6 protein-coding genes are annotated in these 12,060 nt (G+C 69.1%); 1 reads left to right on the plus strand and 5 read right to left on the minus strand.

Annotated elements, in window-relative coordinates; all coding sequences use genetic code 11:
• Window positions 1-394: 394 nt before the first annotated feature.
• A complete protein-coding gene (locus ACZ61C_RS07035; RefSeq protein ID WP_465303746.1) occupies window positions 395-1,660 on the minus strand; it encodes a Shedu anti-phage system protein SduA domain-containing protein in 1,266 nt (421 codons plus the stop codon).
• 229 nt (window positions 1,661-1,889) lie between these two features.
• Here ACZ61C_RS07035 and ACZ61C_RS07040 point away from each other — a divergent pair, with 229 nt between their 5' ends.
• Entirely contained in the window at window positions 1,890-2,243 is a 354-nt protein-coding gene (locus tag ACZ61C_RS07040) for a hypothetical protein (protein WP_465303748.1), read from the plus strand.
• Window positions 2,244-2,641: 398 nt separating this feature from the next.
• On the opposite strand, the gene ACZ61C_RS07045 is transcribed toward ACZ61C_RS07040, so the two are convergent.
• From ACZ61C_RS07045 to ACZ61C_RS07060, 4 genes are read right to left on the minus strand one after another with little or no spacing between them, the layout of a single operon-like run.
• A complete protein-coding gene (locus ACZ61C_RS07045) occupies window positions 2,642-3,979 on the minus strand; it encodes a TIGR02679 domain-containing protein (RefSeq protein ID WP_465303750.1) in 1,338 nt (445 codons plus the stop codon).
• Entirely contained in the window at window positions 3,976-9,012 is a 5,037-nt protein-coding gene (locus tag ACZ61C_RS07050) for an SbcC/MukB-like Walker B domain-containing protein (RefSeq protein WP_465303752.1), read from the minus strand. Before ACZ61C_RS07050 ends, ACZ61C_RS07045 begins: the two co-directional genes overlap by 4 nt.
• Entirely contained in the window at window positions 9,012-10,358 is a 1,347-nt protein-coding gene (locus tag ACZ61C_RS07055) for a DUF2398 family protein (protein ID WP_465303754.1), read from the minus strand. Before ACZ61C_RS07055 ends, ACZ61C_RS07050 begins: the two co-directional genes overlap by 1 nt.
• Window positions 10,355-12,010 (minus strand): DUF2397 family protein, encoded by a 1,656-nt coding sequence (locus tag ACZ61C_RS07060; RefSeq protein ID WP_465303756.1) that lies wholly within the window; start codon window positions 12,008-12,010, stop codon window positions 10,355-10,357. The genes ACZ61C_RS07055 and ACZ61C_RS07060 overlap by 4 nt, the downstream gene beginning before the upstream one ends.
• Window positions 12,011-12,060 lie beyond the last annotated feature (50 nt).

A 12,060-nucleotide genomic window follows, 5' to 3' on the forward strand; every position in this document is an offset into this window, starting at 1 on the left:
CGGTCGGTTATTCTGGTCTGCCGCGCGACGTTGATGTGTCGCTGTTTGGCTGATTCCAATGAAGAGGCGTTCGAGCGCGTGAGTGGCGAGGCCGATCCTGGGATCAGCCTCACCCGTTCGCGACCGCAAGTCCGCTTCGCGAATGCGTTGGGGATGCCTGGGGCCAGTGCCTGCACGGGGACGGCGACGACGCACCGCCGAAGGCCGCGCAGCATGTCCGGGCCGGGCCCGCCTGCGCGGACATGACAAGTCCCAGGTCGAGACGGTTCAGATCGACGCGAGTCCAGTCCCGCTTTGGCGAGGAGGACGGTCACAAAGGCCTGCGGGAGCAGACCGCTACCGGAGCTCGGAAACGTCGCGATTATCGGCGCTGCGGACGACCGACGCATCACGGTCAGAGTTCTTCGGCCTCGAATCGAAGCGCGCGTTCGGCGCTGTCGACCAGGTCGGCGAACGTGATCACCTGGACCCGGCTCAGGTGGGCATTGTACGAGCGGATCGTCTGCTCGACCTGCTCTCGCGTGGTGCCGTCGGTCTCGGCGAGCTCGGGGTGTCCGATGACCACCGTCCCCCGGGCTCGTCGGTAGTCGTACTCCAGTCCGAGCTCGTTGCGGTGGTACGTCTCCATGGCCGCGCCCAGTTCGTCGATGCCGCGGAGGTAGTTCATACATTGTCCTACAGCTTCGTGGACGTCGTTCGAAACGATCAGATGGTTGCGCTGCGCCTTGACCAACCGGTGCCCCGGCCGTTTCAGCTCGATGATGTGGATGCTGCGGTCGGCGCAGACCAGCGGGATGTCGTGCTGGTCGAGAGCGAAGCCGTCGCGCCGTTCCAGGACGCCGGTGTACTGGCCGCCGAAGAGCCAGTATTTCCGGCCGATCATCTTCTGGATTTCCTTCTCCGTCGTGACCGGATTCAGGACCAGGTCGCGGAGTTCGGCGACGGTTCGGCGGCGACGGTGAATGACGTCGAGGTCCACTGCGACACGGCCGGCGTCGGTTGCGCTCAAACCGGCGACGACGACACGCAGATCGTCGCGCTCGGCAAGTTTGCGCCCGAGCTCCGCCGCTTGGACGTTGCCTTGGCTGCGAGCGTTTCGGATGGCTTCGACGCGCTCCGCGATGTGTGTTGCAAAGATCGCGAACGCCATCGTCGGATCCGGCTCACGAACGGTCACGTCGGGAGGCCTCGTCGAAGTCAGGAAGCAGATCGCGTCGTACAACTCGTCGTGTAACAGCCGCCGGAAGAAGTCGCGGAGCATGCGCACGGGGGACTCAGGCGGTCCAGTTGGAGCGAAGGTGCTGAGCGCGCTTTCCCGGGGCTGGACGAGCTTCGTCGTCTCCGGGCGTTCTTCGAGCAGGAACAGGTGTCCGAGTGCGGGCTTCAAAGCCCGCAGGTTCTCCTGGTTGTACGCTCTGGCGACATTGGTGCCCTCGGCCAGCAGGTCTGCCATCCTGTTCCGGATGTTGTTCCTGAAACTTGGTCCCAGCATCTGCTTGACTTCGATCGCGGCTACCGGCATGTCCGCTTCGAGCACAAGGATGTCCCAGCACCTGCCGGTGTTCTGGTACGCACCGGGGATCGGGAGCGGGTGATCGATGTGGATGGTGAGGCGGTCGATGCCGGCGCGGACAAGCTCTGCGACGAGTGCCTCGATCAAGGGTTTGCGGCGGGTCCCCCTCAAGCGCCCGGCGCCACAGCTGGGATCGGCTGCCCTTTCCCAGTGGTCTCGAATGGCGTCCTCCGCAGGATGCGTCGGCACAGGTCCCCCCTTGGCGTAGCCCACGTTGATCGAACCCAGGCAATTTTGCCGGAAACGCGTGGGCTGCTGAGGCTGGGGTCAGCCGGCCCGTCGATGCGGGGTGGTGCGGCGGCTAAGGCGACTGTGCGTGCCGGCTCTGCTCGAGTCGGTCGGCGGCTTGGATGAGCATGGGGTGTGGTCGACTCGGCGGGCGAAGCCGCCGAGCGGCCGCGCATTCCTTGCCGTGGACCGTCTGGTGGACTGGCCGCATGGCGACGACGACGTTGGCCGGTGCTCAGACCTGGCCGATGCCGCCCATGCGATCGAGGGTAAGCAGCACTCGGGGCAGCGGCTGGCGAGCTCGTGCGCGGTACGGCGCCAGCCGGTCCACCAGATGCTCGAACGGGAGGGGCTGGTGGGCATGCGCGGCCAGATCGCTACCGCGTGGGCGGGCCAAGAGCTCGACGAAAGCCAGGTCGCCCGACAAGTTTTTGCACAGTAAGAGATTGGTCACGAAGAAGTCGGCCAGGTCGTCGACCGCCGCTCGATCCGGCCGACACCCAGCGTGCAGAACCCGCCGCGATATCGGCACACACGCACCACGACATTTCTCGCGCTTCTGCGACAAGGTTCGGCAACGTCAGATACCTGGCGTCGGCTGTACTCACTCGTCCGGGCCGCAGGGCTCGACACCGCCAGAGCGCGGCCGGTGTCGCGCGAGATGGGTGCGCCGGCCCACTACGATTTCCAGGCCGCGATGCTGGGCGACGTGACGAACCGGCGCAGCAGCTTCGGATGACTAACGTAGGCGCCAAAGTTGAGCGGGATCACCGGGGTCAGCTTCGGTCAAAGAAGGGCTCGATGAAGATCTCTCCGGAGAGACCGCCGACAGCGGGCATTTTACGTGGAGTCCCGTTTGATCCAAAGACTTCTGATGTGTCTCTGGACAGTTGCCGCTTCGAGCGGATCGTCATTGGTGGCGACGACAGGCGGATGATCCAGCAGGACGTTCAGAAGCACGTCGTGCTCCTGGTAGACGGCCCGCCCGCGGTCGGTCAAAGCGGCGACCAGTTCGCGAGGGGTCTCCTCGGGCAGCGGACCGAGCGGCACCTCGGACGGGGCGGCATTCGCTTTGGTGACTGTGGCGTGGTCCATTGCCAGGATCTTCGCTCCGTACAGCTTTTGCACCTGGACGGCGATGATGAGGCCGTCTCGGTCGATGTCACCCGCGTAGCTCAATCGCACCCCGCAGTCGATCGCGCGGCGCAGGAACGCGTGGTCGACCGCTCGCAGGTGTCCGCTGGTGCACGCGATCGGGCCGGTATACCCCGCGGCCAGCGCCGCTTCGATCACCGATGGATTCTCGACGACCAGGACAGCCTCGTCAGCCAGGGTCGGTGGGTTGACGGTGAGGTCGAACAGCGTCAGCGGCACCGGGCCGCCGCCCAACCTGAGCCGCTCGTCGACGACGCCGTGGCCCGAAGCCTGCAGGTTCAGCACCACGACTGAGGACGACAGCCGGTCCGCGAGCACCCCCGACCGCGCCAGCAGCGCTCGGGATTCGTCGGGCCGGGACACCATCGGCTCGCCGGCCCGCTCGGCGACGGCTTCGACCAGGCGCCGGCCGATGAGCTTGTCCAGATCGAAGCCGTGGGGATCGCCGGTGCAGTCATGAGCCAGTTTGGCCAGCGTCACCGGGGGAGTGTCCGGTCGGCGGAGCCGATCGATCTTTGCCACAGCCGCTGCGAGGTGTCGTGACTCGGTTCGGACCGAGTCGATGTCGGTGTCCGCAACGCCGGCGGCGCGGATCCGCTGCGCGAGCAGCGGCACCGCAGCCAGGGTGCGCTCGACTTCGGTCCAGAGCGCCGCGCGTGCGGCCGCGCCCGCTGCTCGTCCGGCCGCGTGGTTCACCACCGGCCGCCCCGTCGCCAGCTCGGCGATTGCCGGTAGATGTTCGGCGGCAACACCGAGCCTGGCCAGCAGCTCGCGCACCGGTACTTTGGCCACGCCGTTGGCGGGTGAGATCGCCGACTTCCCGCGACGCCGCCGAGCGTTGGTGTCGAGCCAGCTGCGCAGGAACGCGACGCCGGCCGCGGACAGCCCGGTGATCGAGACCGTGGCGAGCTCGGCGGGGTCGTCCACCTGGCACAGCCGCTGGTGGACCGCCTGCCACAGCGGAGCGAGATCCGTGTCTTCGGCCAGAGCGCGTGCGGCTGCCGGGAGTTCCGCCGCGGTCATGGCCGGGCCTGGGCGTTGCCGAAGCGGTCGGCGACGAGGACCGGCTGCCCGGAGCCGGTCCACAGCCAGGGCGTGGACACTCCGACCGAGCCCGACTGGGTGACCTGCGCGATCATCACCCGGCCCGCCTCGGCCTTCAGCAGTGCGCTCATCTCCGGGGCGGTGGAGAGGACGTCGAAGTTCCACTCGCGCAGCAACCCCAGGAGCTTCCGCACGTTCTGCGGGTCGAACGCGGCGTTCATCTCGTCCACGAAGAGCAACCGCGGGCCTGCGTAACCCGGGGCTTCGTACATGGACCACGCTGCCGCCAGCAGCGGCAGCATCGTCGCGAGACGCATTTCCCCGGTGCTGAAGGAGGCGAGCGGGTTCGACCGGGGAGTCAGGGTCCGGAACGTTTCCGTTTTGCCGTCGCCGAACGACGCGTGGGTGACCTTGATGACCCACTCGTGCCACGCCCGGTAGTCGAAGGTGTGCGCGACACGCGCCTCCCAGGTCTCGCCGTTCGCGTCCTCGAGCCGTTGCCGTAGTACCTCGTACATCTGCTCGAACGTTTCGTCGGAGGGCAGCGCCTTCACCAGGTCGATCATGCGTTCCGCGTCGGGGTCTTTCTTGACCTTCCAGTCGACCTCGACGCCGACCCGCGCGACTCCCGTGCGCACGTCATCGAGGGTGGCGCGAATCTGCCGGACGAGGTCTTCCGCGGCGGTCCGCCGCGTAGCGATTTCCCGGCGCAGTGCGGTGAACATGCTGGTCTTGAGTGTGGACTTGACATCGCCGCGGAGATCGTTCTCCAGTTGTTCCGCCGTCTGGCGCAAGGTCAGAACCGTAGTGTGCAGGTCTTCTCCGCTGAGGGCATCCGGTGCGGCGACGACCGCGCGACGCCAGTCGGTGCCGGGAATCGTCTGCACCGTGACCTGCCGGTCGAACCGGGTCAGCGCCGCGCTGACCTTCCTCGCTTCGCCCTCCAGCCGCAGGCGCCGGTTCTCGAGCAGCTTGGTGAGCTCCTCCCGGCTGTGCCCGCGCGGTTCCGCGGCCAGCAGAGCGGATCCCCAGGCGAGCGCGGCCGTGAGGTTCGTCGGCCGGCCGTCGTCGTCGACGGCGATGTTCCCGGCCACGGGCACGACCGATTCGTCGACCAGCCGGTACATGCGGTCGAGGCAGCGTTCCCGCGTGTCTCCGGCCTGCTGACGTTGCGGTGCGACCCCCTCAAGGGTGCTTTTTGCCCCGGCTGCGGCGACTTCGGCCCGCGTGATCTTGTCCTTGATCCGGTCGACCTCCTCCCGCGCACCCTGATGGGCGTGCGCCATCTCTTCGTGAGCTCGGCGAAGTTCTTCATAAGCCGCGCCGTAGAGCTCGCGCAGTCGTTCCACCTCCGCTTTCGCGCTCACCGCGGCCGCTTTGGCTTTCGCTGCCTCGGCTTGGGCCGTGCGGCTTCGGCGGCGCTGGTCGGCCGCGGTCTCCGACGTGCGTCTGGCTTGGGTGCGCAGCCGCTGTGTCCGGTCGACAATTTCCGTCCACGAGCGGATCTGGACGGCCAAGTGGTTCACCTCGTCCGCGAATGCCTCCAGTGCCTGGCGTTCGGCGGGCAAGGACAGGCCGCCACCGAGATCCACCGCCTCGTTCAGGGTCTTCAGTGCTTTCCGGGTCTCCAGCCGGTGGTACTCGAGCTGCTCGGCCGTGCGCACGACGTTCCGCTGAGCGCCTTGCAGCCGGTTCGTGGCTTCGTCTTCGTCGTCCCGTGCGGTGACGAGCGCAGTGAGGGGTGGAAACCCGGCGCGTTGCTCGTCCGCGCTCGCTTGGTCGCGGACCGCGTCCTGCCAGGCGGCCGTGGCTTGTGCCGCGGCCTCGTCGCACTGGGCGAGATGCTCCGCAGCGGCCTCCGCTGCCTCGGACGCCGCCTCGGCTTTCGCCACCGCGGCGGCGACTCCGGCCAGGATGTCGCTCAGCACCCGGTTCCGAGCAGCTTCGTTCTCCCGCAGCCGGTCCAGGACCGCTCGCCGCGCCGATTCCGCCTTGGCGAGCCGATCCGTGGCGTCGCTGTCGGCTCGGCCGGCGTTGAGCCGAGCGGTCTGTGCTCGGGTGCGAGCCTCCCGCCACGGCCGTGATGACGGCAGGCTGTCCCGTTCGTCGACCGCTTCGGCGAGCACGGCTTGCCGGCGCGTGACGTCAAGTTCCGCGGTCTCACGGCGTTGCATCAATTCGGCTTGCTGGGCTTCGAGCCCGGCGACGCGCTCGGCCCGCGCTCGTTCCCGCGCGGTCGCGCCGATGTGGCGGCTGATGTATCCCGCGGGCGGGGCGGCGGTCAGCGCCCCGGTCTGCACAGTGGTGAGGCCGGCGTCTGTCTCGTCGAGCGAAACGCTCCGGAGGAGGGCGTTCAGCTGGCCGGGGGCTACCGGCGACTCCGGCTCCGGAGACAGGACGTCGGCCAGCGTCGGGCCAGTCGGCTGCTCCCGTCCGGACAGGACGACGTCGCCCACGCGTGCCCGGCCGTCGGAGGTGACGACGGCATCGAGCAGCCCCGCCACCAGTAGCGCACCCTCACACGCGTTCCGCCGCTGCGTGCCGACCTCGGGCCGGAAATCGACCAGCGTCCACAATGGATGGCCGTCGACGCGGGTGCGCCAGAGGGGAACCGGTGGTGGCGCCGGTTTCTGCCGCGCCTGCTCGAGTTCGGCGGCGACAGCGCTCAGGTCGTCGTTCAGCGCGGCGACGACGGCCTCTGCCTGGGCTATTTGCCCGTCGATCCGCCTGATTGCGACCTGACCCGCGTCACCCGCCGCCGTCCGCAACGCTTGGTCGTCGAATCCTGTGAGCAGCTCGAGAGCCTGTTCGGACACCTGTACCGGCACCGCGATCCGCGTGAGCTGTTCACCGGTTCGGTCGATGCGCAGCTGTGAGATCGCATCGATCGCGGGCAAGGCGCCCGCCAGTGAAGTCGGGTCGAGGTGCTGCAACGTCGATCGCCACCGGTCGACGCCGGAATGCCAGTCGCGCAGCTCGCCCAGGGCCGACTCGGTCGAGTCGAGCTGGTCGGCGAAGTGCTCGTGACGGTACAGCTGGGCGGCTTCGGCCTTGCGGGCGTGCTCCGCCCGGGCATCCCGGGCGCTCTCGGCATCCTGCGCCGCCGCCACGTCCGACTCCCGCAAATGTGCTGCTTCCCGCGCGCGCTGCGTCTCGACCTCACCCGCAGTACGGTCCAGGATCGAACGCGTGGTTGCCGCGTCCCGGACAGCCTGGTTCCGCAGCTGCTCGGCGGTGATCTTGAGTGTTTCGTGTCCAGCGGCGTCGACCCGCTGCCTGATCGACGAGGCCTGCTGATCGGCCCAGCCCACAAGCCGGTCCGGGACGACCCGGCCGTCGACCGGGTCCGGGTCGAACAACTCATCGGGCACGGCAGGGAAGTGCGTCGCCGACTTCTGCCAAGCGAGGACGGCGGCTTCGAGGCGTCGTTCGGCTTCTTCTCGCGAAGCCGCGCACTCGTTCAGCGTGTCCCGGTGGCCGTCCGCCTCCTCCTCCGCCTTGCGGTGCTGCTCGGCGGCGGCCACTGCGATGCCATTGGCCATCTCGACTCCGGTCAAAGCCGTGGCTACCGCCTTGACCTTCAGCTTCCGGTTTTCCGTCCAGGCCAACGGAGTCTCGGCGAGGGTTTCGGCCGCGACGTCGACCGCGGCGGTCTCCGGATCCAGCTGGCCGGCCTTCGCAAGCTCGACAGCGGCGCCGCCCAGGTTCGTCACGGCGCCCTCCGCCCGGATCTTCGCCGCGGTGGTGGTGAGTTCCTGCGTGATCTTGGTCAAGCTCCGCTGGGCGGCGACGGCGTCCTGTACGGCGGTAGCGGCGTCCTGTACCGCCGCCGCCACGTCCAATGCTGCCTGGCTCGCGCGGTCTTTCGCGGCATCGGCGCTGCCTGCGAGGCTGCGGGCTCGTTCCTCCTTGTGCGGCAGCTCCGCGCCTGCGTGGTCGCGGACCGCGGTTTCCGCGGCCCGGTGGTCGCCTTCGCGCAGCTGCAGGTTGTGGTTGGCTTCGTCGAGCGCCGACTGTGCCTGCTCGATCGCGGCGTTCGCGTCCTCGAGCTTCTTCTCGGCCGCGCGTTCCGACCGGGTGAGGTTGTCGAACTCCGTGTTGGCCGAGCGCAGAGCGGCGGCCACGGCGAGCGCGACCGCTTGCCGGTAGAGCTCGTAGACGCGGTCGGTGTCGGCTAGTTTCTTCGCTTGTTCCCTGGTGTCGGCGAGCTGGGTTTCCAGCGTGGCGATCCGCTGCATCGCCGACGCGATCTCGGTCAACCGCGTCTGGTCGAGCGCCGGCAGCGCGCCGGTGAGCACGGTGAGCATGTCCTTGGCGGAGATCTTTTCCGCGGTCCGGACGCTGCGGAGGGTCCGCAGGACGCTTAGCAGGGCGTCGTACTGGATCTCGTCGAGCGGCGCGAAGATCCGCGTCCGGACCGCCGTCCGGTAGTCGGCTTCGCTGCCGACGGTGCCCAGGTGCGCGGCTGCCTTGGGCTTGAGCCGCGGCGCGTCGGTGAACACCTCACCGTCGTGGGCCGCGAGCTGTTCGGCCACGCTGTCGATGCCTGCCGGGTTGCGGTCGAAGTGCAGGGTGAGCTCGTGCCCGACCCGGCCGGGGACGAGGAAGAACGCGCGCAGCAGTGCCTGGCCGCACGAGCGCAGCCACAAGCCTGTCGTCAGGTACTCCGTCCGGCCGGTCTGCGGCTCGGTCCGGCCGTATTCGAGCCACCAGACCCCGGTCTTGTCCTCGCGGTCTCGGTTGTCGGTGTGCCGGCTCAGCAGCGTGCCGGCGGCTCGCCCGGAGACGCTCAGTGCCGTTTGGGAGGTGTCGCCGTCCAGCAGGACGGTCACCAATTGCGACGCAGTGAGTGACTTGCCTGATCCGTTGCGGCCGATGAACGCGAGCCAGCCGTCGGCGAAGTGGAACTCTTCGTCTGCCCACTTCCAGCTGTTGAGAACGCCGGCGCGGGTCGGCTGCCACCGTCCGGTCACCGCCGGCGCGCCGTGGTCGGTCTGCGGTGCGGTGGGCATCAGGCGGTTCCTTCCAGGACGTCGAAAAGGGTGGGTGTCTCGGTTCTCTGCTCGCGGTTCGCTCCGGCGGTGGCGTGGAGCCTGACCCGCCACATCCGCACTGCCGGAGTGGGCCGCCATCGCGGTTCCGGGACATCGCCGGCCGGCTCGATGACGAGGAAACCCGCGTCGACGAGTCCGTTCGCCGCTGCCTTGGCCAGCGCCCGGAGCTGCCCGCCGTAGGCCGCCGCCCACCGTGGCAAGTCCGCCCTGACCTGTTCGAACAACGCGACGATCTCCTCGATCGCCACGACGCGCTCGCGTCCGTCGAGTGTCGGATCGCGGGTGCTCAGGTGCTGGAGCAGGGCAAGCGCGGCTTGCCGTTCGTTGCGCCTGCCGTACGGGAAGTCGAGCGTGCTGCCCAGCTGGGACGGGTCGCTGACCTGCCACCAGTCATGGCGCACGGTGGCCACCAGGCCGAGGGCGTGCAGCACGGTGAGTGCGCGGTTGCGGCCGGTGGACGACTGCAGGTAGTCGTCGGCCACCGGGTCGGTGCCGGGGTCGTCCACCAGCCGCCGCATCGCCCGCAGCCGACGCCGGGTGGTCTCGCTCCGCGCGGCGCGCCGGGCCTCGGGGCCATCGGCGAGATGGGGTTCGTCCTGGTCGTCGGGGAGTTCGTCGTCTTCGGTGATCCGGTCCGTGGCCAAGGCCGCAGCGTGCCGGTGGGGTGGCAGTTGCGCCAGGTTGAGCAGTGACGGCGAAAGCGAAGAGAATTTTGAGGTCAAGCGGTCCCGGGACGCGGATACCACCGCGTCACCGCCGTCACCGGCCGCCTGGTCGAGCGACCGGTCGACGGCGATGGTCCCGTCGGCCTGCAGCAGGCGCAGCGCATCGACGAGACTGTGCCGGTTGCGGTGTGCCTCCTGCTTGCTCACCCCGTCACCGGGCACGACGGGAAACCGCGGGAGCAGGTTGCTCTCGCAGTCGGTCGCGCAGACCTGCGCGACCGACTGCAGCAGGTCGTTCAGCGTCATCCGGGGACGTCGCCAAAGCTGCTCGCAGGCGAGGGCGGACAGCACCAGCACCAGCTGTGACGCCGGCACCGGGTCCGGTCCCTCGCGGCGGATCCGCAGGCCGCGTGCGCCCGGAACGTCCTCCCGGCGCTTGTGCAGCCGGATCAAGTCCGCGGCCTCGAGCACTTCCAGCGTCCAGCCGAGTTCGGTGTGGAAGAACCTGGCGAGCTCGGCGCGGCCACGGCTCGCGCTCCGGTACAGCTCCGGCTCCCGCTCGGCAAGCAGCCTGCCCCGCGCGATCAGGACCCGCGCGCTCTCGGCGAGATCCGGGTGCAGCAGGGTGTTGTGCCTCATGCGACTCTCCTGGGCCGACCCGTGGCCGGCGGTTCCGGGCTCGGCATCGCGGCCCCGGCCGGGACCACCGTGACGAGCAGGCGCGGCCCGGTCAGATCGCCTTCAGCCAGCGGCACGGTGACCTGTTCGCCTCGGCCGGCCGCCAGTCGCACGCTCACCAGCACCCCGGCCTCGTCCGCTTCGGCCTGCCCGACTCCTGTTCCCGGCTCCACCATGTCCAAGGCGAGCTGGATCGCGTCGAAGAGCACTGCCGCCGTCTCACCGTCGAGGCCGGCGAAGTGCTCGAGCCCGACCTCTCCCGGAGTCAGCAGGGCTGCGGCACAGCGCCGCCGGTGTTCGGCCTGGTCGGCGGCATTCGCCAAGGCCGCTTCCCGCTGCGCACCGGCATCCACGACCTTGCGCGGGCGGCCACCCGCCGGGCCGTGCCGCTCGTGTTCGCGGAGGGTCAGATCCACGCCGAATGGGGCCTGGCCGGCCGCGGCGCTGGTGGCGTGTTCGACGTCCTCCTCGGCCGGACCGGACACCACGTGCCACGCGGGCCAATCCCCGAATGCCGCCGCATACACCTGCCGGGCTGCGTCATCGTCCGGCTGCCGGTGCAAGGACTGGGCGAGCAGCCGGAAGTCCACCGCGAGATCCGAGCCGCGCAACCGCGCGTTGTACCGCCTGTCGACCGCGTTGAGCAGCGTGTTCACCGCCCCGTAGGCCGATTCGACCAGCCGGTGCACACTGCCGCCGGGCACGAACCACGCCTCCAGCGCGGAGAGCAGGGCGACCCGGTCGGTCACCCAATGCTGCTGCGCGGCCGGATCGAGCAGCCCGGCGTGCTTCACGGCGCATTGCACGACGTGCTGGTGGCCGACTTGCCGCAGCGCCTCGAGGGCGGAACCAACGCGTACGAGCGCTCGGTCGTATTCGCGAGCGAACTGCCGCAGCGCTTCCACCACCCGGTCGCGGTTGCCGTCGAAGACGTCGTCCTTCGTCACGTCGGACTGGACGAGCTGACCGAGGGCGTCGTAGAAGTCGGCCGTGACGCGCTGGAGTTCCGCGATGCGGGTCTCGACGTTGCCCAGGTCAGCGTCGAGCAGCCCGTGCTCGTCCTGGTTCCCGGCGTGCCCGAGCAACGTCCGTATCGTGTCTTCGACGCTGTCCAGCAGTCGGCTCGGCAGCTGGAGGGCGCGATCGGCGGACAGCACTGCCGTGCGGACGGCCGCGACGATTGCGCGGCCGCGGCGAGTCAGCGCCCAGGCCTCCTGTCGGCTGATGACGCCATGGAGGTTTCGTAGAGGGGCGGCGAAGTCGCGAAACGGCTTCGCGAACTCCCACTGGGCGAGCTGGTCCAGCAGACCGCGCAGCTCGGCGTCGGTCAGCGGATCGTGGAACCCGACCGCACGCAGCCTCTCCCCGATCTCGCTCAGCGTCGACTGGGGACCGCGGGTGCTCAGCTCCTCGAGCGCGGCGAGCAACGCGGAATACCGCTCACGAACCAGGTCGTTGTGCTGCGAAAAAGCCACCCAATCGCTCGCGGTGACCTGCCGCCACCACTGTGGCGGCCGGTCCGGTGAAGCGTTCGAAATGGTCACAGGGCCTCCCCGCCTGGACAGTCGCCGAGGGTATTCCGGTTGCAACAGTGCCAGTATGGGACCGGCCACCGACAAAAACGGGGCGCTGCCGTCGCTGAAGGAGCATCGGAGCGCCGTGG

The organism is Amycolatopsis sp. NPDC104587 (genome assembly GCF_055583645.1).

Excerpts from the sequence above, each read along its gene's own strand:
- ACZ61C_RS07050 (WP_465303752.1), bottom strand. The coding sequence starts at position 9,012 with ATGCCCACCGCACCGCAGACCGACCACGGCGCGCCGGCGGTGACCGGA.
- ACZ61C_RS07055 (WP_465303754.1), bottom strand. The coding sequence starts at position 10,358 with ATGAGGCACAACACCCTGCTGCACCCGGATCTCGCCGAGAGCGCGCGG.
- ACZ61C_RS07045 (WP_465303750.1), bottom strand. The coding sequence starts at position 3,979 with ATGACCGCGGCGGAACTCCCGGCAGCCGCACGCGCTCTGGCCGAAGAC.